The organism is Halodesulfovibrio sp., from assembly GCF_025210605.1.
Classification (GTDB): domain Bacteria; phylum Desulfobacterota; class Desulfovibrionia; order Desulfovibrionales; family Desulfovibrionaceae; genus Halodesulfovibrio.
In genome coordinates this window covers 17134-33858 of sequence record NZ_JAOARI010000014.1, presented here as the reverse complement: position 1 = coordinate 33858, position 16725 = coordinate 17134, and the positions used below count along the sequence as shown (strand labels likewise).

Here is a 16725-nt window from a genome sequence, read left to right as displayed (position 1 = left end):
TAGAAATTAGCTCATATTTTGAATGCTCAACTTTTTTATTGGATATGAAAAAAATGGTACGACTTCCCTTTTTTAAATACGGATAGGGTTGGGTACGTTTGCCATTGTGTGAGACTTCTTAAAGGGCACTGCTTGTAAAGTGTTGCACCCGAATGTGGAATACGGCAACCTGCTGTGGATTCATGAAAAAAGCATAGTTATTATAATTTTGAGGAGATGTCTGGATGGGGATGTCAGAAGAAAAAACAGCAGAATTTAGTCAAAAGCTCTGCGATATTTTAAATTACGGTGCACTGAATGCTGCTATGGGAATCGGGTATGCTTCTGGTGCATTTGAGGCGCTGGGAAAATTTGATGCTCCGGCGTCTTGCGAGGCGATAGCCCTTCAAGGTGGGTTGAACGAAAGGTATCTGCAAGAGTGGCTTGGGGTGATGGTTTCCGGCGGGATAGTGGAGGTTAGTGAAACAGAAGCTGACGGGGAGGAGTTGTACTTTTTGCCCAAAGAATACCTACCGTTGCTGACTCGTAGCGGGGGGAACTCTAATATGGGGGTATATACGCAGGAAATACCTTTGTTGACGCAATCAAGCTTGAATCAAGTTGTTTCAGGCATGCAGACAGGTGAAGGCATCGGCTATGAAAATTACAGCTATTTCTACTCATTTATGGAGGAGCTTGCTAACGCCAAGCATGAGCAGATGCTTGTTGAAACGTTTCTACCGTCAGTTATGGATGGTGTCATAGTCGAACGATTGCGGAAGGGAATTCATGTTTGCGATATGGGCTGTGCAGACGGGGTTGTTCTTCAGTTAATGGCTAAAGCATTTCCAGAATCGACTTTTGTGGGATTTGATATTTCGGAGGCGAGTATTGAAAAAGCACAGCAACAGGCTGCAAATCTTGGATTGAAAAACGTTCAGTTTGTTTTACAGGATGCAGGGGCAGAGGTCGTTGAAGCCGAACAGTTTGATTATATCATGGCGTTTGATGTGATCCATGATCTTACTCGCCCATTTGAAGCGTTGAAAAATATTCAAATGATGTTGAAGCCTGAAGGTGTATTTTCCATGGTGGATATAACTGCGAGCTCTTCTGTTGTGCAAAATAAGAAACATCCCATGGGCATGTTTTTATACACCGTGAGCCTGATGCATTGCATGCCTGTGGGGCTGGTGGATAATGGTATGGGGCTTGGGATGATGTGGGGGCGCGAGCAGGCACTTGATCTGTGCTATGCCGCTGGTTTCAGTTCTGTTGAAGAATATGCAATTCCAGAAGATGCTTTTAACAGCCACTACCTTTGTCATAAGTAGTTGAAAAGGTGACCGGAGACACACTGGATATGGCGTGAACATATCCATAATGCCTCCGGTCATGAATACCAATATAGGTATTCAAAAGCAGCACAAAGGATAGAGGTGCAGGTAAACCCTTGTGCTGCGTTAACATCTAGTAATCATTACTGATTAAAGTTTCTGAAAATGAAAGATTTGATTCGTACGTCTAGCACACTGCGGTAGAGGAGGACAGAGCTAAACGTTGGTTATGTCGTAAAAACTGGTTAAAAAATAATAAATTACTGTACAATATTCTGATTTTTACTGGGGTGAATTGTTACCTGAGGAAAGCAATAATTTGTTCTCCGAACAGGTAGGTGATGAGCGCACCCGACGCAAGGAAAGGACCAAATGGAATATACGTGGTGGCAAGGTTACTTTTTCCTCGCAGGGAGATAATGCAGAAAACGAGTGCACAACTGGACGCCACAAGAATGAGAATAGATAACTGCTGCCAGCCTACCAATGCGCCAAGCATGAACATAAATTTCACATCACCAAGCCCCATCCCGTCTATTTTGCGAATCAATTTATAGAGTGCTGCAATAGCCCAAAGTGCAAAAGCGCCGATAACTGCACCGAGTAACGCATCAACGAATGTCACTTGGAGAAAACCAGCGTAGCTCGCGAGCAGTACCAATACCGCACCTGAATATGTAAGCACGTCTGGCAACAAGAACGTACGCAGGTCAATTGCAGACGCTACAATGCAAATGCCGCCAACGACCATGAGCGTTATCCATTCCGCTGGGCTGGAAGTATGCATTGCTGCCAGCACTGCCCAACACATCGAAGTCAATTCAATAAGAGGATAGAACAGCGGGATGCGGGTTTTGCAATGTCTGCAACGCCCTTTTTGTAGAATAAAGCTGATAAGAGGGATGTTCTCACGAATTGTTAATTGGTGTTTACAATGCGGGCAACGTGAACGTGACGGTTTGAAAATTGTGTTTTCGGTTCCGTAGCGGCTTGCACATACTGAATAAAAGCTACCGAGAATGAGTCCCAACAGGGCTGCAAAAGGAAGATACATAATGATTCCAGAACGTGAAGGTTTAAAAAATATGAGAATGTAGCATCGAATTATAAGAAGGATGTCGGAGGGTGTAAATGAGATACGGGGGAGTATATCGGTAGAATTCACAAAAACTCAATGATTGCGAAAGTTTTTAGTTATAGGTGTAGGCTATGATAAAGCTCACAAATTAGTATTTAACATTCTTTTTGTTTTAGCCCAAAGTGCGCGCTGCATTTAACTGTCCTGACTGCTGTCGGACAACGGAGAATATATGGAAAATCTATTTTTTGTAGCGCTGTGCTGGGGTATTGGTGGATTTATCAATGGTATTGCAGGATTTGGTGCTGCACTCATTGCTATGCCACTTATTACAAGCACCGTTCCACTGTCTCTTGCAGTACCTAGTTGTACCATTGTTGGTATGAGCTTGTGTTTGCAAATGGCGTGGACGTATCGCAAAAATATTGACTTTCAGAAGTTGAAGCCAATTTATATAGGCACTGTTCCCGGGGCACTTATTGGTGTTACTATGATGCAGGAGTTTCCTGCTCATTACTTGAAGTTGGGCATGGGAATTTTCCTTTTTATCTATGCAATGTGGGGACTGTTTTTTGAAGGAGCAAAACCTCGAAAAGTGCACAGTGCATGGGGGGCAGTAGCTGGTTTCTGCTCCACGGCGATTAGCTCTTCCGTTGGCATGGGTGGACCTCCGACTATTGTCTATACCTCACTTGCCGGGTGGGAGAAAGATACGATCAAGGCAAGTATTGCCAGCTACTTTATCGTATCTGGTGCATTAATCCTTTCGTTGCAGACTTATGCAGGCATCCAGACAAAAGAAACTGTTCTCCTGTTTGCTGCGGCTGCCCCAGCTGTAATGCTTGGCGCGCGGTTAGGCGTTCTCGCCTCCAGAAAGATTGGGGAGTTTGCGTATCGCAAAGTTTTATTCGGCATGCTTGCAGTAATGGCATGTATGATTTTAAAAAGTGCGTATGTGCAATTTGCAGCTTTAGTGTAAAAACAACAGCGAGAGTGCATTTTTGTGCACTTTTTTAAAATATCTCTGCTAATTTTTTTTAAGCAACTGTTCTCCCGTGTTCTATCTATGTAAAAAGTAGACCGCGGGAGTTCTTTTTTATGTGTTCTAATATGCAAATTTAATGAAAGACTTTCTTTATTTTTCTATTTGATATAATTGAACGTATCTATTCCTATAACATAGGAAAAAAATGTAGAAGGATTGTTTTATTGTAGTAAGATTAACAAAAGAATAGGGAATGAAAATGGTAGAAAATCGTTTATATTTTCTGGATAACCTTCGATCTGTAATTATTTTGGGAGTTGTAGTGCTCCATGTTGCAATTTGTTACATGATGTATCCTCCCGTTTGGTGGTATGTAGTGAATCCGGTTACAAACTTGTATTTTACACAGTTGGTAGTGCTGGTAGATGTTCCTTTAATGCCTTGTATGTTCTTTATCGCAGGATATTTTGCATTGCCTTCGTTACAGAGACATGGTGTTGTTTCATTTTTACAACAGAAAACATGGCGCATTTTCATTCCATGGGTGCTCGGCATTGTTCTTTTAGCACCTCCTACTGCATTCAGTTACCCGTATTCCCGCAATATGCCGGTAGACCTCTATTCATTTTGGACGCATTATTTTTGGACAGACGCGTTCCAACACTCGGTTTACTGGTTTCTGGCGCTTCTTTTTTGGCTATTTGTGGCGTTGACAATAATTTGGAAGTGCGTTCCAGCGTTGCGTAATGTAACACGCACTCCAGCTCAGGCACCGCTTTGGCTCTTTCCTGCCGTCGTTGGCGTTTCCGCATCATGCTTTTTCATTGCGTTACAATTTTTTCCTTTGGATTACTGGTACGTAAGTTACCTCCTGTCTTTCCGCCCAGAACGTCTAGTGCAATTGGTTGTGTTCTTTATTCTTGGCATGTGGGCATGGAAATATGGATGGTTTACACAAGAGGGATACCGTCCGCGAAAACGCGTCTGGTTGCCGCTTTTTGTCCTCACTATGGTTATTTACCTTCCTGTCCGTTTAGGCTTTGTGGCATCTCCTATTCCACTTTGGCAAAAACAGATTATTCTAGCTTGCGCCTTTACAACATACAGTATTGCTTCACTTATGGGCTTGTGTGCCGTATTCAGCACGTGGGTTAATGGTAAAAGCGCTTTTTGGCGCTCTGCTTCAAAAAACTCATATGGTATTTATTACTTGCATGCCCCGATTGTGTACTGGTTGGCATATGCGTTTATTCCGCTGGCATGGTCAACTTATGTCAAATCAACTGTCATACTGGTGCTTTCAATGGCGGCAAGTTGGATGTTTACGGCGGGTGTATTGAGAAAAGCACCGTTGCTGAAACGTATGTTTTAAAAAAAAATAGGATGAACAGAAATGATGGTGTACGGAAAATTAATCCTTACCGCAGTGTTGTGGGGAGGAACATTCGTAGCAGGACGTCTGCTTTCGGATGGAATGGGCGCTTTTTCCGCCGCTTTTTTGCGGTTTTTAACAGCATCAGTCTGTATGGTGTGGATTATGTATCAACGTTCCGGCGGGTTACCGGCTCTTGATAAAAAAGGATGGCTGGGTGTTTGCCTATTGGGCGCAACCGGTGTGTTTGCATACAATGCATTCTTTTTTACAGGACTTCAAACCGTTCCTGCGGGGCGGGCTGCTGTGATTATTTCCACAAATCCTATTCTTATTACTGTACTGGCGGCACTGTTTTTTGGAGAGAAACTAACTACTCGTAAAGGGGTGGGTATTTGCCTCTCTGTTACAGGTGCTACTATAGCGATATCCCGCGGCAATCCCGCATCACTTTTGACAGGTGGGCTAAGCGGTGGGGATCTCATTATTTTTGGTGGTGTTCTAAGCTGGGTTTTATACTCCCTGCTTGGGAAGCGTATGATGAGTTTTTTAAGTCCGCATGCGGCAATCACATATTCTTGTATAACAGGTACAATAATGCTTTTGCCGTTTGCCCTGAATGAAGGCATGGTAACCGACTTTTCCGGCTATACTATGACGCACCTATTATGCATCGCGTATTTAGGTGTGCTGGGGACAGTCATCGGTTTTACGTGGTTTTATCAGGCAATTAAAGAGATAGGTGCTTCGCGGTCAGGAGTGTTCATTAATTTTGTCCCCGTAGCAGCTATCTTGTGTGGATGGATTATTCTGAATGAACCACTATCGCTTTCGTTGTTTGCTGGTGTGCTTCTTGTTATCACAGGTGTGTACATGGCAAACTCGGTATCGGCGAAAGCTTCGTCGTAACATCATAAGATTCTGAGATATAAAATTGAAGAGCTGTTCTGCATAATGCAGGGCAGCTTTTTTTGTATATTTTGCGCTTTGACCGTGCAGATAATCCACGATTTTGTACTGCCTCTTGTGGTAGATTGATGGCTCTTACAGAAAAGCTGTGACGTAATTATTGCAGGAAAAATGCATGAAAAAATTAATCAATAAAGCTGAAGATGTTGTGCTTGAGCAGCTACAGGGACTGGCGGCAGCGCACCCCGAACTCTATTTGAACCTGAACCCCAGATATGTATGCCGCAGGGAAATTCCAGATGGCAAAGTTGCTTTGATATCAGGCGGTGGCAGCGGGCATGAACCGATGCATTGCGGGTATGTTGGTTTCGGTATGCTTGATGGAGCATGTCCGGGTGAAGTCTTCACGTCTCCGACACCGAACCAGATATATGAATGTGCGAAGAAAGTGCACCGCGGTGCTGGCGTGCTGTTTTTAGTTAAAAACTACACAGGCGATGTTCTTAATTTTGAAACGGCAGCAGAGTTGTGTCTGGCTGATGGAATTCAAGTTCAATGTATTCTTATTGATGACGATGTAGCCGTAAAAGGTGGCGGTGGAACAGCTGGTAGACGTGGGCTGGGTATTACTGTTCTCGCCGAAAAGATTATAGGAGCTGCTGCGCAAGCTGGATATTCTTTTGAACAGTGTGCGGCGTTAGGGCGTCGAATAAACCAGAATGGGCGGTCTATGGGGGTGGCGCTAAGCTCATGCGTTGTTCCGGCAGCTGGTAAACCGACTTTTACGCTGGGCGAGAATGAAATTGAAATCGGCATTGGAATTCATGGTGAACCGGGCATAAAACGTATGCCTATGGCTTCTGTAGATGAGCTAGTACAAATTTTGGTTGAACATATTTTCGCAGACCCTGATTACACGCGTATTGTGCACGAATTAAACGCCGACACTGGAATATGGGATGATGTTGAACTTGTGAGCAAGCAGTTTGCAAAAGGTGATAATGTTATCGTGTTGGTCAATGGCATGGGAGGAACGCCGGTAGGCGAATTGTACGGTGTCTACCGGAAGCTCGCATTACTTTGTCCGCAGTATGGAATAACTATTCAGCGCAATCTCGTTGGGACTTATATTTCTTCCTTGGAGATGCTGGGATGTTCCATAAGTATTTTGCGGGCGGATAAAGAAATGCTTGATTTGTGGGATGCACGTGTTGCGACTCCTGCGTTATGTACGCTCGGAACTGTCTGTACTTCTTCCAAATAGGAATATTCGATGTTTACGAAAGAAACTGCTTTTACATGGTATACAAAAGCAGCTGCAAAAATGAGTGAACATAAAGAAGAACTGCATGATCTTGATGCCGCAATCGGTGATGGAGATCACGGTATTAATATGGACAGGGGCTTCACATGGCTGTTGCAAGCTGTGCCGGAAATGCAAAATTTACGTTTAGGAGAAGTGCTCAAGACTTCAGGGATGATATTGCTTTCAAGTGTCGGGGGAGCCAGTGGACCACTCTATGGTACGCTGTTTTTAAAAGGTTCTGCAACGGTTGGTGAGCGGGATGCGTTAACTTCTTCTGAGTTGTTTACTTTTTTTGATGTTGGTGTTGCCGCTTTGATTGCACGTGGCAGAACAAAATCCGGTGATAAAACAATGTATGATACGTGGGAGCCGATGCTGCTGGAGTATAAAAAGCAATTAGAGTCCGGTGCGACGATGGTTGAAATTATGCGTGCCTGTGTTGATGCAGCAGCAGCAGGAATGACTGCAACAATTCCTATGCTGGCGCAAAAAGGGCGAGCAAGTTACTTGGGAGAGCGCAGTATCGGGCATCAGGACCCCGGAGCCACGTCATCATTCTATCTTATACAGGCATTGTACGAGAGCATAAGAGAGTAAATATATGGTCGGTATTGTTTTGGTATCTCATTGTCGTCGTTTGGCGGAAGGGCTTCATGGTATAATCGAACAGATTACGCAGGGTGCTGTCCCTGTGGCATTGGCTGCCGGAAGTAATGATGAAGAACATCCCATTGGAACTGACCCTGCTAAAGTTCTCAGCGCCATTCAGCAAGTGCAGCAGGGGGACGGTGTTCTTGTGCTTATGGATTTGGGGAGTGCTATCTTAAGCGCTGAAACAGCTATCGATTTATTACCGGAGGACCAACAAAGAAAGGTCTACATGAGTTCAGCACCACTTGTTGAAGGTGCTATGGCGGCAGCGATTCAGATAGCAGCAGGCGCAGACATGGAAGCTGTTCTTAAGGATGCTGAAACTATTGTGCGCGCAAAAGCGAAACAACTTGGAGTGGAAGAACCAAATGGACATGCGCGGAGTCCGCATGTTGAAGAAGAGACACCGCCTGCACGGGAAAAAAGTGAAGAAATTTCGATTGTAGTCCCGAATAGACTTGGGCTGCATGCACGTCCGGCTGCACGCATTGTGGGCACGCTTGGAGGGTACGTTGCAGATGTGTGGCTTATTCGGGAAACAGAAAGTGCCAGTGCTCGTTCGTTGAACCAGATAACAATGCTGGCTGTTCAACAGGGAGAAACCATTCAGTTTCGGGCAGTGGGTGTTGATGCCAAAGATGCCTTGTCTGCCTTGACTGCATTGGCAGAAGAAAATTTTGGTGATGTTGATAAGCCTGACTACAGCCTGCGGAATGCAAGTATGTCCGCAGGAGGCATTGCTGCTGCACCGGGGACAGCGCTTGGTCCTATAGTCTGGTATCGTCCGATGCTGCCAACCGTTGAGAAGACTGTTGCGTCTGATTCAGAAGTTGAAATGATTCGGTTGGCAGAAGCCATTGCTATGGCGCGTATCGAGCTGGCAGATTTGGAATATAAAGCGTCCGGTAGTGCAGACTCAGCAGAGGAGGCTGAGTTTTTCGCATTGCACAGTATGCTGTTGGATGATCCATACATTACATGCTCCGCACATGATTTTATGACTAAATCAAAATACACAGCGGAGGCGGCATGGTCGGAAACAATCGACAAGACAATGGAACGATATCGTACTCTTCAGAACGAATATGTACGGGGCAGGGCAGCAGATGTTCTGGATGTTGGAATACGGGTGCTGCGTGCGTTAACTGGGGAAAAATTTGTGGGACCTGAGATTGCTGAGCCTTCCATTCTTGTAGCAACTGATCTTGGACCATCAGATATGGTTGAGCTTGATATGGAAAACGTGCTTGGCATTGTAACACAGGAAGGCGGGGCAACGTCACATGTTGCAGTGTTTGCCCGTGCATTGAAAATACCAGCAGTGGCAGGTGTTCATCAACTTCTTGAGCCATTGCAAGATGGTGATATTATCGGCTTAAACGGTGCGACTGGTGAGGTGTGGATTTCGCCGGATGCAGCTAAAACAAATGAACTAAAAATGCTACGTTCGCAATGGGATGAGCATGTGCAGGACGTGCGTTTAAAAACAGTAGCCCCTGCGGTAACTCGTGATGGTAAAACAGTGCGCGTTGAGGTGAATGCTAAATCCGTTGAAGAAATCCCCGGTGCACTTGAGTCCGGTGCGGACAGCATAGCTATTTTGCGAACGGAAGATTTGTATTTGAATCGGGTTATTCCTCCGTCAGAAGAAGAACAGGTACAAGTGTACACCAAGGCGGCTGAATTACTTAAAGGTGAACCGCTTGTTATTGCGACAGCTGATTTGGGCGGCGATAACCAGTTACCGTATCTGGAACAGCATGCAGCCGAACGACATTCATGTTTTGATAAGCGGGGAATACGGTTCAGCCTTGCCCATAAGGAATTATTTCTCCATCAAATTAAGGCAATTTTACGTGTAGCTGCTGACCATCCATTAAAGATGTTGTTACCGATGGTGTCGCAAGTTACCGAGCTTAGAGACGTGCACAGCATCATAAATGAAGTTCGGGCAATGCTTAAAAAAGAAAATATTGCTTGTGCTGCCAACATAGAAGTGGGGGTGGTTATCGAAGTACCTTCAGCTGTTTTTCTTGCAGACCAATTGGCACGCGAAGCAGACTTTTTTGTACTGGGTGGTGATGATCTCGCTCGATATGTCATGGTGTATGATCCAAAAAATTCTGTTTTAGGCACAGAGTATGACGAAGTGCACCCTGCTATTCTTCGCATTATCCGTGATATCATCGCAGTAGCACACGAAGCAGGCATCCCTGTGAGCGTTGGTGGAGAAGTTACCAGCAATCTCCAAGCTGTATTCGTGCTTGTGGGACTTGGGGTAGATTCTCTTGCGGTTGCACCTAACTCAATTGAACAGACAAAAGACTTAATCCGCACAATCGTAACGTCTGATGCAAAAGAGATTGCAGTAGAGGCAATGGAACTGCCGGATGCCAGCAGCGTGAAGACTCTTATTTCGCTCCACTGTTGTATGTTAACGTAAACACAAAAGTGACGGATAGTATGACAGCCACAGTTTTTGAAACATATGCTCCCATAGCAGTGATGGTGCTTCTTATTGTTGCAGGATACTTTGTTACACGGACAAGAAGTAATAAAAAAGCTAAGAAAAAGCAGATAGATAAATGAGAAGAGGGCAAGCGCCCCGTGTGTTACTTAAAAGCAGCAAAGGCAGCCCCATGCAAGAAGGGCTGCCTTTTTCCGTGAGTAAGACACGTCTGTACTTATGAAGAAGAATGGGACGCCTACACAGACAACGTGCATACTTACATGCTGTAGCATAGGGTGTTTTTTGATGATTTCTGCACAGAAACTAGGGTGCATCCAGATTATAAAAAATAGCTAAGGTACTTGGACATCTTTTACATTGCACCTGTTAGGTGCTGTTCTTTTCTATTCCTTGAAGCGCCATCAGTAAAAATATGTTCTGACGTACTGCTGATGTATTCAAGGTGTTTTTATTTTTGCCTTGTAAGGAGAACGAGCTGCATAGCATCTCTTTGCGCATAATTTTAAAACACGCCCTAGACGGTAGCATATCTTGAACCATATTCCAAAGGATTCTCTGTGATGAGAGCGGTTAACTTGTTAGTATAATGTAATATATACTGCGGCTAATCTTACCGGAAAAGAAGGTGTTTCTGTGGAAAGGTGTAGTGCTTGCAACAAAAGTAAGCAAGGGCAGAGAATAGAAAAACCCCACTTGCTGCCAGGTGGGGTTTCTCTGTCTTGGTTGTCTATAAAAGCGTGGGGTAAGTTCTGGAATTTTATTAGGGAAGAATTACACTTAATCTGAAAGAATTCATCTCTGGGGGAGGTACCATCGTGGGGTTAGCACGATTGTGACCGGAACAACGCCAAGACATTCAATACGTCTTTATTGCACACAGAGTAAATTCATTCCACAAGAGTAAACATCATCACTATTTGGCACAAAGTGATAATAAGATGATGTTCTATTGTTTTTTATGAGTATTTCACACGTATGAAAGTAATGACTACGTGAGACTAAAAATGCTCATTTGTTGCCCGTATTTCTTCAACACGCAGTCGTGCTTCAGAGTAAAGGGCAAGAGCAGCCACGGCTCTGTCACACACAGGAAAAACAGGTACATTATGCAGTAAAAAGTGGTCACGTAACGGGTCATAGAGTCTACCACCATCAATAACACCGATGATTGGCTTGTTTGATGCTTGTGCCGCTTCTACAAGTAATTTTGCAATAGAGTGTTCATCTTCTATTGAAAACACTGGTAACGTCGGTTCTGCCAAAGTGTGCATAGCTGGTGAAAGTGGATCAAGTCCAACTATCACAGAATCTACAGCGGTATCAGTAGCGAGCGTTGTCACTGCTTGAGCATGGAGTGTGTCGTTTGCGCTTGGTGTGAGGTCAAGCGGATTTTGAATCGTAACAAGGGATTGCAGCTTGTTGGCTTCAAGCATGGTTGCAATCGTTTGTTTTGTCTCTGCACTGAACGCTGCAAGATCCATTTGAAAATCATCGGAATGTATGGAGTCTGCCATACCCACAGCCTCAAAACCGGCACCACTGACAGCAGCGAGGCGGTTTCCAGCAATATTTTTATCATGCAGCATCTCTGCAAGCAGGAACAGGTCTTGAAATTCCTGAAAAGTTCGGGCTACGAGTGCTCCAGCTTGGCGCACACAGCTTTCGCATACCATGTAATCGCCAGCAAGAGATGCCGTATGTCCACTGGTAGCAGTTTTTCCTTCCGGTGTGCGACCAGCTTTGTAAAACACAACTTCCTTGCCATTCAGAATAGCCTCACGAACAGCTTTGCAAAATTCCAGTCCGTCGAGATCACTAAATCCTTCAGCGTATACGGCAATTACATCAACATCATCAGCGTCTTTAAAGTAGCGAACCATATCACCAAGTGTAAGGTCTGTCTGGTTGCCCATTGAGATCATATAATTCGGATGTAATTCCGGCTTCTGGCTGCATCTGTGCAGCATGAAAGCTCCGCTCTGGCTTATAAGTGCGGCTCGATGCGGCGTTGCAGTACGGTTTTTGGGTAATTTTTCTTCAGGAATGAACCATGTGTCATAGGAACCGGGGTGTGAAACTACACCCATGCAGTTAGCACCAAGAAATACCGGCCCACCGTCGTTTCGTGTGTGTGCGGCATCTATTTTTGCAATGAGTTCCGCAGCTTCTTTCTGGCTGCCTTCTGTTTCACCTATGCCTCCGGGGATAAGCATGACGCTCTGGGCGGCATCAAGCTCGATGATTTCATCCACAAGTTGTGGCACTTGTGCAGCGGAAACAGCAACAACAAAGAGGTCTAGTTTGTGGTCAAGGCTGGCGAGATTAGGAACACAGCGTACCCCGTCAATTTCATCAATTCCATCGCGGATGAGTGTGACGTTCTCCTTGGCGAATCCTTCAGCAATAATGTTTTCAAGAATTATTCGTCCAAAGTTACGGCGGGTAGCAGAAACACCAATAATGCCTATGCGCTCAGGATGCAGCAGGTTATGAATTTTGTGGATAGGACGTGGAGCCGCAAGTTTTTCAGCTTTACCAAAGCGGCACATGCCATCCAGCGGAACCATAAGGTAGTCAGTAAAAGCAAACGGGTTTATTTCAAGTTCTTCAATAATAAATGGTGCTTCAGTGTTGGATGGAGAGTAGAAGCGTCCCATTTCAATAAACGAACTGAAGCATTCGATAAGCTGCTCATCAGTAACAATGCGTCGTTGTCCGCGAGTTAACCCTGCGAGTTTGCGATATGAAATAGTCTTGCGGAAAAGTTCAAAGAAAGATTCCCCGTCGACTAATTCTGTAGATGCCGCCACGATAGCCTGCCCTTTGCGGAAGCGCTCTGCATAGAGCTCTGTATCTGTTCCACCTAGACCTGCACTGATAACCATGCCGAATTCGCGAGTATGGCGAAGCCCAACAATCAGTTCGTTACCAAATGCACTGGAGTCTGGTGGCATAAACTGTACTTGCAGCACCCCTTTGAGATCTCGGCTGATTGCTTTGATAAGCGCATCACCTTTTAATCCTTTGTAGGATTCTGGTGCATGGTCGGGATGGCGTTCGATGTAGGCAGCGTAGTTTTCAGGCACTTCATACTGCATGCCGCGTACTGCTGAACGAATTTTTGAAGGGTGTTTTTCAACAATGCGTACTCCACCTACTTCTGTTTTATGAATAATGGTAGGAGATACGATTTTGAGTACAGCTTTTTCGCCGGGGATAGCCATAAGCTCTTCATCTGAAAAGCGAGCACCGCGTGGTAGAAGGTTTGCAATTGGCGGTGTTTCTGCACCTGAATTTGCAAGTAAGTTGTACACTTCATATTCGTACAAAAAATCTCTGTTTTCTGTATCAGCGGCAGCAAATAGCTGTGTAATTTTATCGAAATCAATTAATGTGTTCATAGCCATCTCGCTTAAGAAAAAAATTCGGTTGGAGAATAACTGTACGAACTTTTGAAGCTTTTGTCTTCGGTGTGTTTTTCTTTTCGACTATGTGGAAAACTGTCGGTGCGATTGCAACAGGCTAGATGCTTGTCGTACGCTGTTTTTACGCATTGCATGCGCGTAGAGCTAGTGAGACTAGCAATGTGCAGGGAAGAATACGGGGGGAGCGTGCGGGGTGCTTAATAAAAAAATGATCGGAGCAGGGAGAGAGAGGTTTCCTGCTCCGATCAGTTGTCTCGAGGTGTGGTAGTTGCTGGACCACCCATCAAAGACAGAGGATAGAGTTGCTGTCACCCTATTGTCAGCTAATGACAATTATAAAATATCTAATCCGTGTGTCATTTGTGTTACAAAGTACAAAATTTGCGTCAAAAAAGACAAATCTGTGAAGTTCGTTAATGAAAAAAGGAAATTGATTTACAGCCCCAACGATTCAGGAAGGGTTGCTATATATTCCTTGATTGCGTCGCGCACTGCTCGATAGCAATTCAATTGCTCTTCGGCTGATGCGCCTTGTGCTGCAAGTTCTTTTGCTTGGGCAGGCGGATCAGGGAATCCTACATGCACCACCTTGGCATTGCCTGGAAAATATGGGCAGGTTTCGTGTGCATGTCCGCAGACGGTGACAACAGCATCGAACGCAATGTCATCGTATTCAGAAAGAAGTTGTGACGTATGCGATGAAATATCTACGCCTGCTTCTTTCATGACTGCAACGGCGTTCGGATTAAGACCATGCGTCTCAATACCTGCGGAATAGGCGTTCAAAATATCGCCTTTAAGGTGTCGTGCCCATCCTTCTGCCATTTGACTCCGGCAGGAGTTTCCAGTGCATAAAAAAAGGATATTCAATTTAGTCTTCATTGTGATTCCTGTTTTTAGCGGCAGAGCCGCTACGCTGTTTGCGGGAGATATCTTCAGGGGCGCAGGCTAGAATTTTTTTCAGTTCAGCAAGGTCAGCCTGTAGCTCAGGGCATGTTTCTGCCTTGTCATTAATCCAGTCTAAAACAGGCTGCGCATATGCAATGCCTGCTCCTAATTTATAAAATATCCATCGCCCTTCTTTTCTGAATTGTACGAGTTCTGCATTGTGTAGAACGCTTAGATGCCTTGAAACAGTGGCTCCAGCAATGCCGAGCAACTGCGTAAATTGGCAGGCGCATAATTCATCATACTTCATAAGTGTGACGATTATGCGAAGTCTGTTTTGGTCTGATAGTGCCTTTAGTGTTTGAGTGAGCTTTTGCATGTGATTTCCAGAATCAACTTGTTTAGTTGTTGTGCTAAATAAAGCGTTTTACGTGTGTGTCAAGAATGTGCGGGCTACATGGACATGAGTATGTAGGTAACACAATGTTGTTTACATAGTATAAAAAAGCAAAGGTAGTCACGATAGTGAAATATAGTTCTTTCTGCGTAGTTATTTTTATTGGGTACTTACTGGCAGCATGACCTTTTCAGTAGAAAACAATTTAGCAAGGAACGCTACGTAGTGATGATACTTTTTTAATAGTATGCTCGATTCTATGATTGCCGCGGGCTTTAACAGCGCATCCTGTACACATGGATACAAGTAATAGGGTCGTGACAAGTAGGTGAATGTGCTTTTTGTGCATTACTCCTCCAGAGTTTGATAACTGTACAGCACCAGATGATTCAGAAACCGTCAAGAGGACGGAGTGGTTCAAATTTACGCGGAAAAACAAAACCCGTCAGAAAGTGAACTTTTCTGACGGGTTTTGTTTTTAGCTAAAAAATGTGCTGTTGAGAAAATGGTAACAGCTAATAGAGTTTTCGTGGTGCGAAGTTAGAGCCGATTACGGAGAATGTATTTTCAACAACAAAAATTGCGTTTGGATCAGTATCAAATACAAGAGATTCCAACTGCTTCATGCGGATGTTATCTGTAATGCAAAACAGCATGCCTACTTCTTTGCCGGAATATGATCCGGTTCCATGAACCAGAGTTCCATTGAGGCGCTTAGCGTGTCGCATTTTCATGATAATTTCATCGTTTCGATAGGATATGATGCGCACTGCTTTTTTCTGGTTGAACACGGACAGTGCGTATTCAGTTATATATGAACTGATGAAGAGCATAATCAGCGTGGTAACAACCAGATCAGCATCAAACTGTATCGCAATAAGCCCCATGAGTATCAGGTTGATAACGAAGTAAAAAACACCGATGCGCACACCGAATTTACGGTTCAAAATGACTGCTAAAACATCGAAACCGCCGCCTGCACCAAATGATCGGAGTATTATTCCGCCGCCCATTCCCATAATTACACCGGCAGCAATGGCACCGAGCAGTTTGTCCTGAATGTGCAGGTTGAGTGTTAAGTATTGGGACAGAATTGTAACCAGCAACATGCAGTACATATTAAGAAAAAAGAAACGTCTTCCGACTCCTCGCCATGCGAGAATGAAAATAGGAATGTTAAAAAGTAAATACCATTGCGAGATGGTGAGTACATCGTTGGAGTAGTTTGCAAAAACTGCAAACCCATACAGCCCAGCAGGGATAAAGCTGTGGTGCGCTGCAATGCCATTGTAGCCAATGACAAAAATTAGTGCACCGGTAGTGAGAAGAAAAATATTCCACGGAAGGGAGTAGGCAAGAGCATGACGGTTAAACTGCATTGTGGCTTTCCTTGTGTTTTACAGCTTAGATTGTGCTCCGGTAAGGCCGGTTTCAGGATATTCTGTGCGCCTGTAACGTTACCCTTTTGCAAAACAACATCGCATAGGGGTGTAAAATAAAATCAAAAAAAAAGGCTCGAACGCAAGTTCCGAGCCTTAGTGGTACAATAATTTTAGCAGCGTGCTATAGCTGCACGCCTTCGCGAGTAGTCCAAGGCTCATGGAATACGCGCGCAAAAGTACTTTCCAAACAAGAAAGTGTTCGTTGACTAGTTGCGGTATGAGTATTCTGCATACAAAAGCCTTGGTTAAAAATTAAGAAAACGGGTGCAGCTTGACCGCTACCCGACCTGAATGCGAGGTGTTTATCTGATATTGCTAATGGCGTCCAGAAAAAAATATATTTTTGGTTTTACGGTAATTAAATGAATATGTTACGTGATGAAAGCAGTTTCCTGTACTAGCTTTGCAGAACATATTTCTATCACCAAAAAAAGAATATGCCTTAATTTGCCGAGGATCAAGCAGCGTATTGAGAACTACCTGTAA

At 44.4% G+C, this 16725-nt stretch carries 12 protein-coding genes; 7 read left to right on the top strand and 5 right to left on the bottom strand.

From position 1 onward, the window contains the following. Nucleotides 1-224: 224 nt before the first annotated feature. Nucleotides 225-1313, top strand: coding sequence for a methyltransferase domain-containing protein (locus N4A56_RS05135; protein ID WP_295545503.1), 1089 nt, complete (start codon nt 225-227; stop codon nt 1311-1313). Nucleotides 1314-1614: 301 nt separating this feature from the next. Here the strand turns inward: N4A56_RS05135 and N4A56_RS05130 are convergent, their stop codons facing one another. After that, nucleotides 1615-2370 (bottom strand): A24 family peptidase, encoded by a 756-nt coding sequence (locus N4A56_RS05130; protein ID WP_295545501.1) that lies wholly within the window; start codon nt 2368-2370, stop codon nt 1615-1617. 256 nt (nt 2371-2626) lie between these two features. On the opposite strand from N4A56_RS05130, the gene N4A56_RS05125 reads away from it, so the two are divergent. The 6 genes from N4A56_RS05125 (at nt 2627) to ptsP (ending at nt 10060) form a co-directional block, all read left to right on the top strand. Continuing rightward, nucleotides 2627-3373 carry a sulfite exporter TauE/SafE family protein gene (locus tag N4A56_RS05125; protein WP_293671140.1) on the top strand — a complete coding sequence of 249 codons (747 nt, stop codon included), beginning with the start codon at nt 2627-2629 and terminating at the stop codon, nt 3371-3373. A gap of 265 nt (nt 3374-3638) precedes the next feature. Continuing rightward, a complete protein-coding gene (locus N4A56_RS05120; protein WP_295545499.1) occupies nt 3639-4751 on the top strand; it encodes an acyltransferase family protein in 1113 nt (370 codons plus the stop codon). A 21-nt stretch (nt 4752-4772) separates the two neighbouring features. Beyond that, on the top strand, nt 4773-5660 hold the full coding sequence (locus N4A56_RS05115; protein WP_295545497.1) for a DMT family transporter: 888 nt from the start codon (nt 4773-4775) through the stop codon (nt 5658-5660). 175 nt (nt 5661-5835) lie between these two features. Then, entirely contained in the window at nt 5836-6924 is a 1089-nt protein-coding gene (dhaK, locus tag N4A56_RS05110) for a dihydroxyacetone kinase subunit DhaK (protein ID WP_293671144.1), read from the top strand. A gap of 9 nt (nt 6925-6933) precedes the next feature. After that, entirely contained in the window at nt 6934-7563 is a 630-nt protein-coding gene (dhaL, locus tag N4A56_RS05105; RefSeq protein WP_295545494.1) for a dihydroxyacetone kinase subunit DhaL, read from the top strand. Between the two features lie 4 nt (nt 7564-7567). After that, nucleotides 7568-10060: a phosphoenolpyruvate--protein phosphotransferase gene (gene ptsP / locus N4A56_RS05100; protein WP_295545492.1), complete on the top strand. Its 2493-nt coding sequence runs from the start codon at nt 7568-7570 to the stop codon at nt 10058-10060. A gap of 1025 nt (nt 10061-11085) precedes the next feature. Here the strand turns inward: ptsP and N4A56_RS05095 are convergent. The 4 genes from N4A56_RS05095 to N4A56_RS05080 all read right to left on the bottom strand — a co-directional run bounded on the left by N4A56_RS05095 (nt 11086) and on the right by N4A56_RS05080 (nt 16176). After that, nucleotides 11086-13488: an acetate--CoA ligase family protein gene (locus tag N4A56_RS05095; RefSeq protein WP_295545491.1), complete on the bottom strand. Its 2403-nt coding sequence runs from the start codon at nt 13486-13488 to the stop codon at nt 11086-11088. A gap of 459 nt (nt 13489-13947) precedes the next feature. Then, nucleotides 13948-14394 carry an arsenate reductase ArsC gene (locus N4A56_RS05090; protein ID WP_295545489.1) on the bottom strand — a complete coding sequence of 149 codons (447 nt, stop codon included), beginning with the start codon at nt 14392-14394 and terminating at the stop codon, nt 13948-13950. Next, a complete protein-coding gene (locus N4A56_RS05085) occupies nt 14384-14779 on the bottom strand; it encodes a metalloregulator ArsR/SmtB family transcription factor (RefSeq protein WP_295545487.1) in 396 nt (131 codons plus the stop codon). Before N4A56_RS05085 ends, N4A56_RS05090 begins: the two co-directional genes overlap by 11 nt. Before the next feature lie 533 nt (nt 14780-15312). Next, nucleotides 15313-16176 carry a YitT family protein gene (locus N4A56_RS05080; RefSeq protein ID WP_295545485.1) on the bottom strand — a complete coding sequence of 288 codons (864 nt, stop codon included), beginning with the start codon at nt 16174-16176 and terminating at the stop codon, nt 15313-15315. Nucleotides 16177-16725 lie beyond the last annotated feature (549 nt).